At 66.9% G+C, this 16,779-nt stretch carries 19 protein-coding genes; 13 read left to right on the forward strand and 6 right to left on the reverse strand.

From position 1 onward, the window contains the following. Window positions 1-102: 102 nt before the first annotated feature. Window positions 103-1,176: a DUF2336 domain-containing protein gene (locus tag INE98_RS06005; RefSeq protein ID WP_293537373.1), complete on the forward strand. Its 1,074-nt coding sequence runs from the start codon at window positions 103-105 to the stop codon at window positions 1,174-1,176. Between the two features lie 9 nt (window positions 1,177-1,185). Here INE98_RS06005 and INE98_RS06010 read toward each other — a convergent pair whose 3' ends face one another. After that, window positions 1,186-2,064: a branched-chain amino acid aminotransferase gene (locus INE98_RS06010; RefSeq protein ID WP_293537374.1), complete on the reverse strand. Its 879-nt coding sequence runs from the start codon at window positions 2,062-2,064 to the stop codon at window positions 1,186-1,188. 94 nt (window positions 2,065-2,158) lie between these two features. Here INE98_RS06010 and INE98_RS06015 point away from each other — a divergent pair, with 94 nt between their 5' ends. The 4 genes from INE98_RS06015 to INE98_RS06030 all read left to right on the forward strand — a co-directional run bounded on the left by INE98_RS06015 (window position 2,159) and on the right by INE98_RS06030 (window position 5,536). Continuing rightward, complete coding sequence (locus INE98_RS06015; protein WP_293537376.1) at window positions 2,159-2,866, forward strand: response regulator; 708 nt, start codon at window positions 2,159-2,161, stop codon at window positions 2,864-2,866. Next, window positions 2,866-4,224 (forward strand): HAMP domain-containing sensor histidine kinase, encoded by a 1,359-nt coding sequence (locus tag INE98_RS06020; protein ID WP_293537377.1) that lies wholly within the window; start codon window positions 2,866-2,868, stop codon window positions 4,222-4,224. The genes INE98_RS06015 and INE98_RS06020 overlap by 1 nt, the downstream gene beginning before the upstream one ends. 49 nt (window positions 4,225-4,273) lie before the next feature. After that, window positions 4,274-4,708, forward strand: a complete 435-nt coding sequence (locus INE98_RS06025; protein WP_293537379.1) for a DUF2147 domain-containing protein — start codon at window positions 4,274-4,276, stop codon at window positions 4,706-4,708. A gap of 73 nt (window positions 4,709-4,781) precedes the next feature. Then, window positions 4,782-5,536 (forward strand): IS5 family transposase gene (locus INE98_RS06030; protein ID WP_293537381.1). Its coding sequence is split into 2 segments (ribosomal slippage): window positions 4,782-5,115 and window positions 5,115-5,536, totalling 756 coding nucleotides; the frame shifts between segments, so codons are not numbered across the junction. A gap of 9 nt (window positions 5,537-5,545) precedes the next feature. Here the strand turns inward: INE98_RS06030 and proC are convergent. From proC to INE98_RS06045, 3 genes are all read right to left on the reverse strand, one after another. Further along, window positions 5,546-6,340 (reverse strand): pyrroline-5-carboxylate reductase, encoded by a 795-nt coding sequence (gene proC, locus INE98_RS06035; protein ID WP_293537383.1) that lies wholly within the window; start codon window positions 6,338-6,340, stop codon window positions 5,546-5,548. An 84-nt stretch (window positions 6,341-6,424) separates the two neighbouring features. Continuing rightward, window positions 6,425-6,928, reverse strand: a complete 504-nt coding sequence (locus tag INE98_RS06040) for a YbjN domain-containing protein (protein WP_293537385.1) — start codon at window positions 6,926-6,928, stop codon at window positions 6,425-6,427. A gap of 124 nt (window positions 6,929-7,052) precedes the next feature. Further along, entirely contained in the window at window positions 7,053-7,307 is a 255-nt protein-coding gene (locus INE98_RS06045; RefSeq protein ID WP_293537386.1) for an accessory factor UbiK family protein, read from the reverse strand. Between the two features lie 89 nt (window positions 7,308-7,396). On the opposite strand from INE98_RS06045, the gene lgt reads away from it, so the two are divergent. The 8 genes from lgt to ychF all read left to right on the forward strand — a co-directional run bounded on the left by lgt (window position 7,397) and on the right by ychF (window position 14,707). After that, window positions 7,397-8,215: a prolipoprotein diacylglyceryl transferase gene (gene lgt, locus INE98_RS06050; RefSeq protein ID WP_293537404.1), complete on the forward strand. Its 819-nt coding sequence runs from the start codon at window positions 7,397-7,399 to the stop codon at window positions 8,213-8,215. Continuing rightward, window positions 8,212-9,276: an SAM-dependent methyltransferase gene (locus INE98_RS06055; protein WP_293537388.1), complete on the forward strand. Its 1,065-nt coding sequence runs from the start codon at window positions 8,212-8,214 to the stop codon at window positions 9,274-9,276. The genes lgt and INE98_RS06055 overlap by 4 nt, the downstream gene beginning before the upstream one ends. Next, window positions 9,273-10,049, forward strand: a complete 777-nt coding sequence (gene pgeF, locus INE98_RS06060; RefSeq protein WP_293537390.1) for a peptidoglycan editing factor PgeF — start codon at window positions 9,273-9,275, stop codon at window positions 10,047-10,049. Before INE98_RS06055 ends, pgeF begins: the two co-directional genes overlap by 4 nt. A gap of 83 nt (window positions 10,050-10,132) precedes the next feature. Next, window positions 10,133-11,068, forward strand: coding sequence for a ribose-phosphate pyrophosphokinase (locus INE98_RS06065; protein ID WP_293537392.1), 936 nt, complete (start codon window positions 10,133-10,135; stop codon window positions 11,066-11,068). 82 nt (window positions 11,069-11,150) lie between these two features. Next, complete coding sequence (locus tag INE98_RS06070) at window positions 11,151-12,179, forward strand: hypothetical protein (protein WP_293537394.1); 1,029 nt, start codon at window positions 11,151-11,153, stop codon at window positions 12,177-12,179. A gap of 133 nt (window positions 12,180-12,312) precedes the next feature. Further along, the gene (locus tag INE98_RS06075) at window positions 12,313-12,912 is read left to right on the forward strand and encodes a 50S ribosomal protein L25/general stress protein Ctc (protein ID WP_293537395.1); all 600 of its coding nucleotides are present in this window, start codon (window positions 12,313-12,315) and stop codon (window positions 12,910-12,912) included. 21 nt (window positions 12,913-12,933) lie between these two features. Beyond that, window positions 12,934-13,551: an aminoacyl-tRNA hydrolase gene (pth, locus tag INE98_RS06080; protein WP_293537397.1), complete on the forward strand. Its 618-nt coding sequence runs from the start codon at window positions 12,934-12,936 to the stop codon at window positions 13,549-13,551. Window positions 13,552-13,609: 58 nt separating this feature from the next. After that, window positions 13,610-14,707, forward strand: coding sequence for a redox-regulated ATPase YchF (gene ychF / locus INE98_RS06085; protein ID WP_293537399.1), 1,098 nt, complete (start codon window positions 13,610-13,612; stop codon window positions 14,705-14,707). A gap of 64 nt (window positions 14,708-14,771) precedes the next feature. On the opposite strand, the gene INE98_RS06090 is transcribed toward ychF, so the two are convergent. Together INE98_RS06090 and INE98_RS06095 are read right to left on the reverse strand one after the other, a co-directional pair. Beyond that, a complete protein-coding gene (locus INE98_RS06090) occupies window positions 14,772-15,614 on the reverse strand; it encodes a cytochrome c1 (protein WP_293537400.1) in 843 nt (280 codons plus the stop codon). A gap of 5 nt (window positions 15,615-15,619) precedes the next feature. Continuing rightward, the coding region (locus tag INE98_RS06095) for a cytochrome b/b6 (protein ID WP_293537402.1) at window positions 15,620-16,779 on the reverse strand (1,160 nt) is incomplete at its 5' end.

Raw genomic sequence — 16,779 nt, forward strand, 5'->3', positions numbered from 1 at the left:
AGGACGTTAGGCTCTACTTAACAGCGCGGGGGATAGGGTCCGACTTCTGCGGGACAATTTCCCGTTGTAGGCTGCAGAAACGCCCGCCGCGAGTGATCCAGTATGAAGCAAAGCGCCTCACAGCTCATGGAGCTGGCCCGGGACAGGTCCGGGGAACGGCGTCGCGAATTGATGCATCGTGTCGCGGACATGTATTTTCAGTTCGGGCCGCGCGCTGACGATCCCGAACTGGATCTGTTCGACGAGGTTCTCAGCCAGCTCGCCCAGGAGATGGAGAGCAAGGTCCGCGCCGAACTCGCCAACCGAATGGCCCTGGCGCGGGTGCCCCCCAAGGACCTGATCCGGAATCTCGCCCTCGACGAGACCATAGATGTCGCCAGCCCGATCCTTCAGCTTTCGAGGGCCCTCTCGGAGGAGGATCTCCTGGAGGTGGCCCGCACCCGCAGCGAGGCTCACCTCAAGGCGATCGCTAAGCGCTCCAACCTTCCGGTCAGCGTCTCGGGGGTGATCATCGAGCGCGCGGAGGAAGACACGCTCGAAATTCTGCTCGCCAACGCCTCTGTCAACCTGTCCAGAGAGGCGCATGAGAGGCTGGTGGACCGGGCGATTGAGCTTCCGGCCCTGCAGTCGGCCGTCGTCCGCTATGCCAAGCTGCCTGTGGACCTCCTGAACGAGATGTATTTCCAGGTGGAGTCGCGGATGCGCAGCTTCATCCTGCAGCGCAATTCCCAGATCAAGCCGGAAGATCTGGATGAGGCCCTTCGCCAGAGCCGGAATCGGGTCACTACGCGCAAGAAGCCTGTGCCCGACGACTTCGCCCACGCCCAGAAGACGGTCAAGTCTGCGGAGATCCGCGGAACCATCAGCCCGAGCGCTCTGGTCGGCTTCCTGCGGAGCGGTGATGTTACTGCTTACCTCATCGCGATTTCGCGACTGGCGGGCGTGGACTTCGAGACTGCCCAAAAAATTTACGATCGGCGCGAACTGGACGCCCTGTCCATCATCTGCAAGGCGGCAGGCTTCGACCGCGCCATCTTCATCACTCTGGCGGTGCTAGTGCTCGGCCGGGAGAACAACCCCATGGGGCGCGCCCGGGAGTATGGGGAAATCTACGACGCCCTGCCCCGGGAAGTTGCGAAGCGGACTGTCCGCTTCTGGGCCGGGCGCAGGGACTGATCCGCGAGGTCAGGGCTGGCGCCGCACGAGCCGGGCGTAGTCATCCATCAGGCTCAGCGAGATATTGCCGGGAGTAAACCTGTACTCGCCGATCTCCGAGACCGGGGTCACCTCGGCCGCCGAGCCGACCACGAAGCATTCGGAAAACCCGGAGAGTTCTTCGGGAAGGATGTGACGCTCGACCACCTCAAAACCCTTGGCCCGGGCGATGTCGATCACCGTTTGCCGCGTCAGGCCGTTCAGGAAGCAGTCCGGTGTTGGCGTGATGAGCGCCCCGTCCTGAACAAAGAAGACGTTCGAGCCCGTGCTCTCGGCCACATAGCCGCGATAGTCGAGCATCATGGCGTCGGTATAGCCAGCCTTCTCGGCGGCGTGCTTCGAGAGGGTGCAGATCATGTAGAGGCCAGTGGCCTTGGCGTGCACGGGTTCGGTCTCGGGCGAAGGGCGGCGGTACTTGGCCCAGCACATCCGGATGCCCTTCGCCTTCTGTTCCGGCGAGAAGTAGGAGGGCCAGTCCCAGACCGCGACGGCCACGTGAATCTTCGTGTTCTGCGCCGAGACGCCGATCATCTCGGACCCCCGCCAGGCGATCGGCCGGACATAGGCGTCTTCCAGGCCGTTCCGCGCGCAGGTGTCCTTGCAGGCCTGATCGATCTCGTCCACCGTAAAGGGGATTTCGAAGTCGAGGATCTCCGCAGACTTGAAGAGGCGCTCGGTATGCTCGCGGAGCTTGAAGATTTCGCCTCCATACATGCGCTCACCCTCGAACACGGCGGACGCATAGTGGAGGCCATGGGTCAGGACGTGCACCTTCGCCTCGCGCCAGGGGGTAAACTGGCCGTCAAGCCAGATCCAGCCGTCGCGGTCATCAAAGGGAACGAGTGACATTGGAAGCTTTTCTCCTCTCGAAGGCCGTCCCTTACAGCCCCGGGAAGGTCCGGCGTCAATGGTCTAGACCGGACCGGGCCTGGATAGCGCCGGGATGAGTTCGTCCGTCTCCGACACGCCCCGGCACCTTCTGGTGGTTGATGACGACGACAGGATCCGTGAACTCCTGCGCGCCTTCCTTCGACGCCGGGGATTCCGCGTCTCGGTCGCCGCGGGGGCTGAAGCTGCACGCCGTCTTCTTGACGCCCTTGATTTCGACCTCGCCATTCTTGACGTCATGATGCCCGGCGAGGATGGCCTGTCCCTCGTCGCCTGGCTTCGCAGCCAGCCAGGGCGGACAGGCAGACTGCCAGTCCTCATGCTGACCGCGCGGGGCGACCCTGAAGACCGTATCGAGGGTCTCCGGCGCGGCGCTGACGACTATCTGCCAAAGCCCTTCGAACCCGAGGAGCTCGTCCTCAGGATCGAAGCCATCCTTCGCCGGGTCGCCGAGTCGCCGGGCGCCGTCGGGCCGGGCCTGAGCCTTGGCCCCTGTGTGTTTGATCCCTCCCGGGGCGAACTGACACGGGAAGGACGGCCCGTCAGACTGACGGAGGCCGAGGTGAGCCTGTTGCGGCGACTGGCCCGGGACCCCCATCAGCCGGTCGAGCGAAGGGAACTCATCCAGCCCGATGTCGATCCCGCAGGCCGGGCGATCGACATCCAGGTCACCCGGCTGCGGAGAAAGATCGAGGCGGATCCGAGGTCTCCGCGCTACCTCCAGACCGTCCGCGGGATCGGCTATCTTCTGGCGCCGGACTGATGACGACTCCGGCTCCGGCGTCCGCGGCCTGGCGCAGGCTCCTGAAGCGCAGCCTGCCGGCCACCCTTTACGGGCGCACCTTTCTGATCATCGTCCTGCCGGTGGCCCTGATGCAGCTGGCGGTGGCGTGGGTGTTCTTCGACGCGCACTGGCGGACAGTCACCATGCGGCTGTCGGAAGGCCTCGCGGGCGACATCGCCTGGGCGCTCGAGAGCTACGAGGATGATCCCTCGCCCACCGGCCTGGCCAGGACGGCCGGCCGCGCGGAGAGGTCCATGAGCCTGTCCATCGCCTTCCTGCCGGGCAGGCCATTGCCCGAAACACGGCGGCGGAGTGCGCTCCCGGCGGTGGACTCCTCCCTCCGGCAGGCGTTGTCGTCCCGGATCGACGCACCCTTCTGGTTCGATACGACGCGATATCCTGCCTATGTGGACATCCGCGTCGCGGCCCGGGGCGGCGTGCTGAGGGTCCTGGCCCCCAAGGAACGCGCTGTCGCCACCCAGGGAGCCATCTTCCTGGGCTGGATGGCCGCTGCGACCCTGATCCTCACGGGCGTCTCGCTGTTGTTCATCCGCAACCAGGTCCGCGCCATCGAGCGGCTCGCCCAGGCGGCGGAGGACTTCGGCCGCGGTCGGGACGCACCGGCGTTCAAGCCCCACGGAGCCCGCGAGGTTCGTCAGGCCGCCCACGCCTTCCTCGCCATGAAGGCGCGGATCCAGAGACATATCGAGCAGCGCACCGCCCTGCTGGCCTCTGTCAGCCACGACCTCCGGACGCCCCTGACCCGGCTCAGGCTCGAACTCGCCCTCGCAGATCCAAGTCCCTCGATCGGGGCCATGAAGCAGGATCTGGCGGAAATGGAGCACATGATCGATGAGTACCTGGCCTTCGCCCGTGGCGAAGGCGGCGAACAGGCGGTGGACCTGAACCTTGCGGCGCTCGTCGAGGAGGCTGCGGACGGGGCCCGCCGAACCGGGGCGAAGGTGTCCGTCTCCGCTCCTCCGCAGGCGTCCTTTCACGGTCGTCGCAGCGCTCTCAAACGCGCCCTGGCCAACCTGATCGGCAACGCCGCGGTGCACGGCCAGGAGGTTCGGGTCGAGGTCGAAGCGACGGCGTCCAGCGTGACCATCCGGGTGGACGACGATGGGCCCGGCATCCCGCCTGAGCGTCGCGAGGAAGCCTTCCGGGCGTTCAACCGGCTCGATCCCTCGAGAAACCAGAACACCAAGGGTGTGGGACTTGGGCTGGCGATCGCCCGGGACGCCGCGCGAAGCCACGGCGGGGATGTCCTCCTGGAGGACTCCCCGCTCGGCGGACTGCGGGCAGTCCTGCGACTGCCCGGCGCCGTAGGAAATTGACCTGGGGGGAATTGCAGACGATACCGGGGTTAAACTTGCGGGGGATCCCATGACACCAATTACGACAACCTTCATCGCCAGCATCGCTCTGGCTCTTTCCGCCGGTACGGCCTTCGCAAGCACGTCGCCGGTCGGCGTTTGGTTCACAGAGGACAAGCAGGGGAAGGTTCGCATCGCCCCCTGCGGTGACAAGCTGTGCGGCGTTATCATCTCTGGCCGGAACAGGGACGGGAAGCCCGCCTCCGAAGCGCGGGACGAGGCCAATCCCAATCCCGCCCTGCGGAACCGCCCAATTCTTGGGCTCCAGATTCTGCGCGACTTCAAGCCCGTTGGGCCAGGGCGCTGGGGCGGCGGGAAGATCTATGATCCGAACACCGGGCGGACCTACGACTCCAAGCTCAGCCTCACCGCCAGCGGCGTCCTGAAGGTCGAGGGGTGCATTGCGGTGATCTGCCAGGGCCAGACCTGGACCTCGGCGGACTAGGGTCCGGACCCAGTAACAGGATTCCGCTGGTGACCGGCGCATGATTCACTGCTTCCGAGGCTGGAGGCGTTGGATGTCTGATTTCTTTTGGTTTTCGGATGCGCAGTGGGCTCGGATCGAGCCGTTGCTGCCGACCGACGTGCGCGGCAAGAAGCGGGTGGATGATCGTCGGGTGCTGAGCGGGATCGTCCACGCCCTGCGTTGCGGCGGCCGGTGGACCGATTGCGCGGGCGTCTACGGTCCGAAGAAGACGCTCTACAACCGCTTCGTGCGCTGGGCCGAGCGCGGGATATGGGAAGACATCTTCAGCGCCCTGGCCGGCGCCGAGGACGCGCCGGACCGGTTGTTCGTCGACAGCACCTGCATCAAGGTCCATCGCTGCGCCGGCGGCGGAAAAGGGGGGCCTTGGCTCATGGTGTCGGCCTCACCAAAGGCGGGCGCAACACCAAGCTCCACGCCGTCTGCGACGCGAAGGGCCGCCCTCTCGTCCTTCTGCTGACCCCCGGAAACGTCCACGACTGCAAGGTCGCCCAGCTCTGCATCGAAGCCATGCCACCCTCAGCCGAACTCGTCGCCGACAAGGGCTACGACAGCCAGGCCCTGCGCGAATGGCTGGCTGGACGCGGGACCCAGGCTGTCATCCCGCCCCGCAAGAACCGCAAGATCCAGTACGACTACGACGCCGCTATCTACCGCCAGCGCAACGTCATCGAGCGCATGTTCCGCCGCCTGAAGGACTGGCGACGCATCGCCACCCGCTTCGATCGCAACATCAAGTCCTTCATCGGCGCAATCGCCCTGGCCGCCACCGTCATCCGGTGGTTATGAGTCCGGACCCTAACTCCCAAGCTCAGCCGAACGGCGCGTGGCGGCGCCGACTGCGGCTTCCAGCAAAGGACCCAGCCCGCCCTCGCCCATCAGGACCTCCAGGGCGGCCTCGGTCGTGCCCTTGGGCGAGGTCACCTGGCGCCGGAGCTCGGCAGGGTCCTGGCCGCTGGCGTCCAGCAGGGCCGCGGCGCCGATCATGGTGGCCCGGGCGAGGTCCCGGGCGGCGTCGGTCGGCAGTCCCGCTGTGAAGCCGGCCGCCTCCAGGGCCTCCACGAAGGCGTAGAAATAGGCCGGCGCCGAACCTGAGACCCCGGTGGCGGCGTGCAGAAGGTCCTCCCGGGGGAGGTCCACGACGGTGGCGACCAGGCCGAAGAGGGCGCGGGCGCGACGGCCCGCCTCGGGGTCGGGGGCGAAGAGGCTGGCGACCCCCCGGCCCACCGCCACAGCGGTGGTCGGCATGACCCTGGCGACCGGACGTCCCCCGAAGGCTTCCGAAATGTCGGCGGCGCGGACGCCCGCCGCGACCGAGATGATCACAGCGTCGCGATTGAGGTCTCCAGTGATGGCCGCCGCCGCCTCCCGCCAGACCTGGGGCTTCACCGCAAGGACGACCGTCGCCGCGCGGGCCAGGTCCGCTGGCCCGGGCGTCAGGAGGGCGCCCGCCCGCCCGGCGGCGAGAGCGGCCTCGGACGGTGCGGGGTCAAGGATCATGAGGTCTGCGCCGACCGGCCCGCCGTAAAGGCTCCAGCCTTCAATCAGGGCGCCTCCCAGGCGCCCGGCGCCAAGCATCAGAACTGGGGTCATCACCGCCTCCGGTCCCGCCCCCTTAGAGACTCCTCGGCCCGGAGGAAACCTTCCCGATGGAGAAAGCCCGATGGAGAAAGGACGTCAGGCGACGCCGACAGTCTCGAACATGCAGGCGGCCAGGGCCTCCGCAGGCGGCTTGCCGCAGCGGATCAGGAAGTCGAAAGCCGGAAAGAACCGCTCCGCCGCCTCCATGGCGACGTCGATCATGCCCGCGGTCTGGCCAAGGCCGGGATACTCTCCCGGCAGCAGCGGCGTGCCGAACCGGAAGAGGATTTCCCCGTCGTCCCGCATTTCGAACAGCCCCAGCGACGCCCGGGCGTTGACCCCCGCGAGAAGCTCGAAGACCTGCCCCCGCAAGGCGGCGGGCGCACACATGTCGAGGGACAGGCTGACCTGGAGACAATCCACATCGGGACGCCAGGTGAAGCAGAGACCAAAATCCCGCCAGCCGCCGGAGAGGGTGAATGCGACATCGCCCTTTTCGGTGCGGTCGAACTTCAGATTTTCAGCCTCCAGGACATGCTCCACCACATCCAGCGGGTCCTGGCTGAACAGGGCCTCGTCCTCGGACAGGAGCGAATCCATGGGTGCGGCGACCTCCTCAACGAACTCGAATCGTCGATGCGCTGAGGCAGGCTAATCCGGATCAGGAGATTCCCTACAGCGGGATTCACCTTCTATCGGGCCTGAACGGCCCAGGACCTGTGGATCATTTCGCCTTTGGCTTGCGGGGCGCCCTGGCCGGAGCCGCCGTGCGGAGGGCTGCGACCTCGTCGCGAAGGGCGGCGATCTCCGCCTTGAGGGCGTCCAGTTCGTCTCGCCGCACGAGGTCCAGTTCGGCGACCCAGCGGTCGGCCTGGGACCGGAAGGCGGCGCGGGCCTCCTCGCCGGCGCTCTGGGCCAGTCCCATCGCGGCGTTGGTGAGCCGCGCCATTTCGTCGAGGAAGGGGTTTTGCGTCTGCATGTCGGGGAATATGGGGCAAACGGGGGTGAAAGCGAAGACCTTCTCGGCTAGACCTTGCCTCCGTAGCGACACGGAGGCGCCCCTTGGCCCTGCCCTTCCCGGAGATCGATCCCGTTCTGATTCAGATCGGACCGGTGGCCATCCGTTGGTACGCCCTCGCCTATATCGCCGGCATCCTTCTGGCCTGGCGCTACGCGGCGGCCCTGATCCGTCAGCAGGCCCTGTGGGGCGCGCGCGGAGCGCCTGTGGACAAGTCAGGCCTGGAAGACCTCGTCCTGTGGATCACCCTGGGGATCATTGTTGGAGGACGGCTGGGCCATGTCCTGTTTTACACGCCCACCCTCATTCTGACGGACCCGATCGAGGTCCTGAGGGTCTGGAACGGCGGAATGAGCTTCCACGGAGGCTGTCTCGGCGTCCTGGTCGCCGTGGCGATGTTTGTCCGTCGCAGGGGGCTCGACATCTTCTCGCTGGGCGACATGGTCTGCGCCGTGGTCCCCATCGGCCTCTTCCTTGGCCGGATCGCCAACTTCATCAATGGGGAGCTCTGGGGCCGCCCGACCGACCTGCCCTGGGGCATGGTCTTCCCCGGAGCGGGCGCGGAGCCCCGGCACCCGAGCCAGATCTATGAGGCGCTTTTGGAGGGCCTGCTCCTCTTCGTCCTTCTGCGGTGGGCGACCCACAGGGCGGGACTGCTGTCCCGGCCCGGCGTCACCGCCGGTCTCTTCTTCGTCGGATACGGGGTCTTCCGGAGCCTTGTGGAGACGGTGCGCGAGCCGGACTTCTACATGCCCGAGTTTCCCTTAGGGATGACCATGGGCATGATCCTCAGCCTGCCAATGGTGATCTTCGGCGCCTGGCTCATCCGGCGGGGACTGGCCCAAGGCCCCGCCGCCGGCGCCCGGTGAGGCTGGCCGAACGGATCGCAGAGCGAATCCGCTCAGGCGGGCCGATCAGCGTGGCCGAGTACATGCACATCTGCCTTCATGACCCCAAGGACGGCTACTACGCCGTCCGGCCTGCGCTTGGCGACCGGGCCGGAGGCGGAGACTTCCTGACGGCTCCCCTCGTCAGCCAGATGTTCGGCGAACTGATCGGCCTCTGGATGGTCGACCTCTGGCGCCAGATGGGTCGACCCCGGCCGTTCCGGCTCGTGGAGCTGGGCCCCGGGGACGGCGCGCTGATGTCCGACATCCTCAGAGCCGCGCGTCTCGAACCTGGATTCCTTGAAGCCTCGGACCTTTGGCTGGTGGAACCGTCACAGCCGCTGCGCGCCCGCCAGCGGCTCAAACTCGGCCCCGTCGCCGGACAGGTCGACCGACTGGACGAGATTCCCGCCGGGGCGCCCCTCCTGCTTGTCGCCAACGAGGTTCTGGACTGTCTGCCCATCCGCCAGTGGGAGTGGCGGGACGGAAGCTGGAAGGAGCGCCGGGTCGGGCTTGCAGGAGACCGGCTGGTGTTCGGCCTCGCGCCGTCCCCGGGCGTCTCCTTCGATCCGGCCTGGGAGGGCGCCGTGCGGGAACATTCCCCGGCGCAGGAGGCCCTCGGCGCTGACATCGCAGCCCGGATCGCCGCCGACGGCGGGGCGGCCCTTCTGATCGACTATGGCCGGGCGGAACCCGGCCTGGGCGACACCCTTCAGGCCATCAGCGGGCATGTCCGGGAAGATCCGTTGTCTCGTCCGGGACAGGCCGACCTTACCGCCCACGCCGACTTTCCCTCGGTCCTTGCGGCCGCCCGCAGGGAGGGGATCGAGACGTCCGGGCCCATCGCCCAGGGACGGTTCCTGTCGGCTCTGGGACTGGAGGCGCGGGCCGCCGCGCTCAGCCGGGCCCGTCCGGACGACACCGGGCGGCTGCACCGTCAGGTCGAGCGCTTGACCGCCCCGGACCAGATGGGCGAGCTCTTCCTGGCCGCCGCCCTGCACTCGCCCGGCCTGCGGCCGCCGGGTTTCGGAGGGCGTGGATGACCGGAGAGTCCCTCGAGGTCCTGACTTCGCCCCGGCTTGAAGTCGCCGGGGTCCGACACGGCTTCTTCACCCGGCGGGGCGGAGTCTCCAGGGGGGTGTACGCCGGCCTCAACGTCGGCGCCGGCTCTGGCGACGATCCCGCCGACGTCGCGGAAAACCAGGCCCGGGCGACGGCGGCCCTGGGACTTCCCGCCGGCAGCCTGTCGATCGCCTATCAGGTGCACTCGGCGTCCGTCCATACCGCGGAACGACCCTTTGGCCCCGAGCGCCCTCAGGGAGACGGCGTTGCAACACGGACGCCCGGCGTCCTTTGCGGAGCCCTGGCGGCGGATTGCGCTCCGCTGTTGATGGCCGATCCCGAGGCGCGGGTGGTCTGCGCCGTCCACGCCGGATGGCGCGGCGCCCTCTCAGGGGTGATCGAGGCCGGCGTCGCCGCAATGATCGGGCTCGGCGCCCGCCCTGAGCGAATCGTCGCGGTGGTCGGACCATGCATTGGTCCGGCGTCCTATGAGGTCGGACCCGAGTTCAGGGAGCAGGTGACAGGCGAAAGCCGCAAGGATGAGGTTTTTTTCCGGCCCGGCGGTGGAGACCGGCTGCTGTTCGACCTGCCCGGTTACGCTCTTTCCCGGCTTGCGAGGGCGGGCGTGGTGAAATCGGAATGGATCGGAGAGGACACCTATGCAGACGCCCACCGGTACTACTCCAATCGACGGGCCCTCCATCGCAACGAACCGGACTTCGGGCGACTTCTTTCCGCGATCGCCCTGATCTGAATCTGAATTCCCGGAAGCGGCCCTTGCCCCCTCCCCCCGCCCTGCCTACAAGCGCCGGGGGCGAGACGAGGCGGAGGGTCGCAATGAAACTGCTGGCGGGCAACTCCAACAGGACCCTGGCGGAGGCGGTCGCCTCGCACCTGGACCTGCCCCTGACCCGGGCCCAGGTCAAACGGTTCTCTGACAACGAGATCTTCGTCGCCATCGACGAGAATGTCCGGGGTGAGGACGTCTTCGTCATCCAGTCGACCAGCTATCCGGCGAATGACAACCTGATGGAGCTGCTGATCTGCATCGACGCCCTGAAGCGGGCGTCAGCGCGGCGGATCACAGCGGTCATGCCGTACTTCGGATATGCCCGCCAGGACAGGAAGACGGGAGGCCGGACGCCGATCTCGGCCAAGCTGGTGGCCAACCTGATCACCCGCGCAGGGGCCGACAGGGTGCTGACGATGGACCTGCACTCCGGCCAGATCCAGGGGTTCTTCGACATCCCGACGGACAACCTTGTCTCCGCCCCTCTCATGGCGAGCGACATCAAGGCGAACTACTCAAGGACGGACGAGCTGCTCATCGTGTCTCCGGACGTGGGCGGCGTCGTCCGGGCCCTCGCCGTGGCGAGCCGGCTCAACGCCGAGCTGGCGATCGTCGACAAGCGCCGTTCCGGGCCTGGCAAGAGCGAGGTGGCCAACATCATCGGCGACGTGGAAGGCCGCAGGCTGATCCTGTTCGACGACATCGTCGACTCGGCGGGAACCCTCTGCAACGCCGCCCAGTCCTTGATCGACGCCGGTGCAGTGGAGGTGTCCGCCTATGTCACCCATGGGGTGCTGTCCGGCGCCGCCTACCAAAGGGTCGAGAACTCGGTCCTGAAGGAACTGGTCATCACGGACTCGATCGAGGCGACGCCCGAAGTGGCGCAGGCGTCAAAGATCCGCGTGGTGACCTGCGCCAGCCTCATCGGGGAGGCGGTCCGTCGGATCGCCAACGAGGAATCGGTCTCCAAACTCTTTGACTGACGCGTCGGGTTTGCTCGCCATTCCGAAGCAGGCGATAATCCGCTTCAGTAGTGGTCACGCCACGGAAGGCTCCGGCAAGCGCATGCGCATGTTTCGCCCGAAATCCCTTCACCTGACACTGGCCGCCCTCGCCCTGGCGACGCCCCTGCTGTCCGCCTGTGGCCCCGAGCGCCCAGCGCCGACCATTGCGCCGAGCAAGCCGCCCGAGGTTACGGTGGGGCCCCGGATCGTTGATCAGGCGGGGGCCTACAGGAACTTCATCGACCGCGTCTCGGCCATCTCGCCGTCCTTCGCAAACGGGGGCATGGTGGCGAAGGCCGTTGAGGCCGGCAGCGCCATCGAGCCGGGCCAGATCATGCAGGGCGCCATCGCCTATGGCGCGATCGTCGCCCTCGAGGACCCCACCTTTGTCGAGGGCGTCCGGGCGCAGGCCATCGGCGAGGTCCAGCGACAGCAGCTGGCCGACAGCCTGGCCGCCAACCCCTATAACGTTCTGGCCATCCGTGGATCCGGGGAGGCGGCCAGCCGGGTCGCTCTGGTCCTGGCGGAGGATGGCCAACGTCTCTACGACGCCGGCAAGGCCGTGAAGCAGTCCGCCTATGATGTCCAGAGACAGGCCTGGTCAAAGGCCGAGGTGGCCAACCGCACCGGGCGTCTGGCCACCGCCAAGTCCCTGTCCGCCGTGCAGTTCGACAGCGACCTGGCCGAGACCGACCTGAGGGCCCACGCCGCAGGGCGACGCCCGGCCGGAGGTCCCGTTGAAGCGCCTTACAGCCAGAGCGTCGTACGGGCGGTGGCGGTGGCCGCCATGGCGATCCTCGGACACGCCGGCGGTATGCGCAACGAAACCGTCGGGGCGGTGATGCAGGACCCGAACATCGGCGGGTGCGCACGGATGACCAAGCTGAACCTCAACCAGTGCCTTGCGGTCTCCAAGCCCTACTACGAGGATATCTTCTGCCTCGGGCAGCACATCATGATGGACAGCGGCCGATGCGTGATCCGGGCGGCGGGACAGAAGGAGCCCTTTGAGCCTCGGTTCGTCCCGACGGTCAGGCCCCAGACGCCCGCCAAGCCCCCTGTCCGGCGCCCCGCCGCCAAGAAGAAGTAGAACACGGACGCATCGGCGGCTCCGCCGTTGCAACGGGCGGGCGTTTTGTGTATCTAGCCGCACCCTTAGACCCCTTGCGGGTCACCCGTCGCCGCGCGGCGTCCGCGCGGCGGTTTCGTTTCGAGGCAAGGCCATGGCCGATATCATTCTGAACGTCGAAGTCCGCGAGCGCACCGGCACGGGCGGCGCCCGCGCCACCCGTCGGGAGGGCAAGGTGCCCGGCGTTCTCTACGGCGGCGACAAGGATCCCGTGGCCATTGCCGTCAGGGCCAATGAGTTCCGCAAGGCGCTCTTTACGGGCAAGCTCCTGGGCCACCTGGTGACCCTCAAGTATGGCGAGGAGGCCCAGCCGGTCATCGCCAAGGCCGTGGACATGCACCCGGTCACCGACGCGCCGTGGCACTTTGATCTCTACCGCGTGGACGCACACCAGCAGATCCGTATTGCGGTGCCGGTCCATTTCCGCAACTCCGAAGCCTCTCCTGGCCTAAAGCGTGGCGGCACGCTCAATATCGTCCTGCACGAGATCGAGCTGAACTGCCCGGCGGATCACATCCCCGAAGAAATCGTCCACGACCTCACCGGCCTCGATATCGGCGAGACCATCCGCATCAGTTCGCTGAAGCTGCCCGCAGGCGCCACCCCGGCGGCGTCGGGCGATGTCGTCGTGGCCACCGTGGCGGGCTCTGCCGCTGCGGCCTCCGCCGCGAATGCGGAAGGCGCCGAGGCCTAAGGGCCCGGCCGACGGCCCGCCATGCTGATCCTGGCGGGTCAGGGCAATCCCGGGCCGGCCTATGCCGGCAACCGCCACAACATCGGCTTCCGGGCCGTGGACGCCATCGCCTCCCGCTGGGCGTTCGGTCCCGAGCGGAGCCGCTTTCAGGGTCTGGCCCGCGAGGGGACCATCGACACCGCCGCAGGGCCGGTGAAGGCCCTGATCCTCAAGCCCCAGACCTTCTATAACGAAAGCGGCCGATCGGTCGCGGCCGCCCTGAAGTTCTACAAGCTCACGCCAGCCGACCTCGTTCTCTTCTATGACGAGATCGACCTTGCCGCGGGTCGCTTCCGCATGAAGACGGGCGGCGGCGCGGCCGGCAACAACGGCGTACGCTCGGTCACGGCGCACATCGGTCCGGACTTTCGTCGTGCGCGTCTTGGCATAGGCCACCCCGGGCACAAGGACCGGGTGCACGGCTACGTCCTCTCGGACTTCCACAAGACCGAGGCAGGATGGGTGTCGGCCCTGCTGGACGCCCTGGCGGACGCCGCCCCCCTGCTCGCCCAGGGCGAAGACGATCGGTTTCAGGCTGCGGTCATGCGCCTTGCCCCCGCCGAGAAGCTGGATCCCCGCAAGCCCGGCGATCCGGCGTGACCTAAATCCGGGCGCGTGCTAGTCGCCGCGCCTCTGGTTCCGAGGAGTGTCCCGAGTCATGGCCCTGAAAGTCGCCATCGTCGGCCTGCCCAATGTCGGCAAGTCGACCCTGTTCAACGCCCTGACCCAGACGGCGGCCGCGCAGGCGGCGAACTACCCTTTCTGCACCATTGAGCCGAACGTGGGCGACGTCGCAGTCCCGGAACCCCGGCTGGAAGCCCTGGCGGACATCGCCGGGTCGAAGGAGATCATCCCCGCCCGCATGAACTTCGTCGATGTCGCCGGCCTGGTCCGCGGCGCGGCCCAGGGCGAGGGGCTGGGCAACCAGTTCCTGGCCAATATCCGCGACTGCGACGCCGTGGCCTTTGTCTCGCGCTGCTTCGTCAACGAGGACATCACCCACGTCGAGGGCCGAATCGACCCGATCTCCGACCTGGACATCATCGAGACCGAGCTGATGCTGGCCGACCTCGAGAGCCTCGAAAAGCGGGTGGTGAACCTCGAGAAGCGCGCCAAGGTGGGGGACAAGGAGGCCGCCGCCACGCTGGGCCTGATGAACCTGGCCCTTGCCGAGTTGCGTGAGGGCCGGCCTACCCGGGCGGCCAAGGTTCCTGCCGGGGAAGAAAAGGGGTGGAGGATGCTCCAGCTCCTGACCGCAAAGCCGGCGCTCTATGTCTGCAATGTCGACGAGGGATCCGCCGCCGAGGGTAACGCCTTCTCCGCGAAGGTGGCCGAGCGGGCGGCCCGGGACAACGCCAAGTGCGTCGTGATCTCCGCCCAGATCGAGAGCGAGATCGCCCTTCTCGACCGTGAGGAGCGGACGGAGTTCCTCGAGACCCTGGGCCTGCATGAGCCGGGACTGAACCGGCTGATCCGCGAGGCCTATGCGCTGCTTGGCCTGCAGACCTATTTTACGGCCGGTCCGAAGGAGGCGCGGGCCTGGACCATTCCGGTGGGAGCCACCGCTCCCCAGGCCGCGGGCGTCATCCACACGGACTTCGAGAAGGGCTTCATCCGCGCCGAGACCATAGCGTTTGACGACTACGTCAGGCACAGGGGCGAGGCCGGGGCCCGCGAGGCCGGGCGCTTCAGGTCCGAGGGCAAGGACTACGTCGTCCACGACGGCGACGTCATGAACTTCAGGTTCAACGTCTGAGCCCAGAAGAAAGGGCCGGCCGCCTTGCGGCGACCGGCCCCCGAAACAATCGTCTCGCAGCGACCTAGTGCGCGACGTTGCGCCAGATCCGCCGGTAGCTGACATACAACAGGCCGGCGAGGATCAGCAGATAGACCATGGCGCCGACCCCGAAGGCCTTGCGCTCTTCCAACTTGGGCTCCGAGACCCAGGCCATGAAGGCGGCCACGTCCTTGGACTGCTGTTCGATCGTCGACTTGGTTCCATCGTCGAAGGACACCTTGTCAGGGGCGAGCTGGGGCGGCATGGCGATGAAACCACCCTTGGGCGCCTTCCCCTCACCCTTCCAGAAGGCCGAGACGTCGCCGGACATGTACGGGTTGTAATACTGCCCACTGGGCACTTCCAGGCCCGGCGGCGGGGTCACATAGCCCGACATCAGCGAGTACACGTAATCCGCCCCGCCCTTGCGCGCCTTTGAGAGGGTCGAGAAATCCGGCGGCAGCGCCCCGCCGTTTCCGGCGCGGGCGGCGGCTTCGTTCGGATAGGGGTCGGGGAACCGGTCCGCCGGAGTGGCCGGCCGCTTCACGACATCCCCGGTCTCGGGATCGATGTCCGAGACTTCAAACTCCCTCGCGATGGTCTTCACGTAGGGGTTGTCGTTCGGGTTCGGATACTTCGGATCATAGAAGGGGCCACCCTTCTGTCCGAGGTTCCGGAACGACATGAGGTTCATGGAGTGGCAGGCGGCGCAAACCTCGCGGTAGACCTTGAACCCCCGCTGGAGCTGGGCGCGATCAAAGGTTCCGAAGGGTCCGGAGAAGCTCCAGTCGACGGTGCGGGGCTCTTTCTGGGAGCCGGCGGCCAGAGCCGGCCCGCCCACAAGGGCGAGTCCGAGCATGGCGACGGCGAGACCTTTGCGAAGCATCAGGCTCAACCCCTCTTCTCGGGCGAGGCCACGGCGCCGGCTGGAGCGGCGGCGGACGGCGACAATACAGGCTCGCTGATCGACTCAGGCTGGGGCAGAGGCTTTTCGGAGAGCCCCATAACCGGCAGGACGATCAGGAAGTACGCGAAGTAGTAGGCCGTGGCGACACGCGACAACCAGACCATCGAGTTCAGATCGGCGTCGATCAGCTGGAAGGTCTTGAGGCCCGGAATGACCGGTTCGTCCGGGAGCCGGGCGCCGCAGAGGCCGAGCACGAAGCAGGCGAACACGAAGATGAAGAAATACATCCGGGTGGTCGGACGATAGCGCAAGGACCTCACCCGCGAGGTGTCCAGCCAGGGCAGGATGAACAGCACGGCGATGGCGCCGAACATCATCAGGACGCCCATCAGCTTGTCCGGCACCGCCCTCAGGATCGCGTAGAAGGGCAGGAAGTACCATTCAGGCACGATGTGGGCCGGCGTCACCAGCGGATTGGCCGGGATATAGTTGTCCGGATGGCCCAGAGCGTTCGGGTTGAAGAACACGAAGGCGGCGAACATGATCATGAACACCGCGATCGCGAAGCCGTCCTTCACCGTATAGTACGGATGGAAGGGCACCGTGTCGGCCTTGGACTGCACCTGAACGCCCGCCGGGTTGTTGTTCCCGGTCACATGCAGCGCCCAGACATGCAGGACCACCACGCCGGCGATCATGAACGGCAGCAGGTAGTGTAGCGAGAAGAAGCGGTTCAGGGTCGCGTTGTCGACCGCAAAGCCGCCCCACAGCCAGGTGGTGATGGATTCCCCGATGATGGGCAGGGCCCCGAACAGGTTGGTGATCACCACGGCGCCGTGGAAGCTCATCTGACCCCAGGGGAGGACATACCCCATGAAGGCCGTGGCCATCATCAGGAGGTAGATCACGCAGCCCAGGATCCAGAGCAGTTCCCGAGGCGCCTTGTAGGAGCCGTAGTAGAGGCCTCGGAACATGTGCGCGTAGACCGCGATGAAGAACATCGAGGCCCCGTTGGAGTGCATGTGGCGGATCAGCCAGCCGTAGTTCACGTCGCGCATGATGCGCTCGATGGAGGCGAAGGCGTGATCCACGTGCGGCACGTAGTGCATGGCCAGCACGATGCCGGTGGCCAGCTGGATGCCGA

The sequence above is a fragment of the Phenylobacterium sp. genome (assembly GCF_020253645.1).
Classification (GTDB): domain Bacteria; phylum Pseudomonadota; class Alphaproteobacteria; order Caulobacterales; family Caulobacteraceae; genus Phenylobacterium.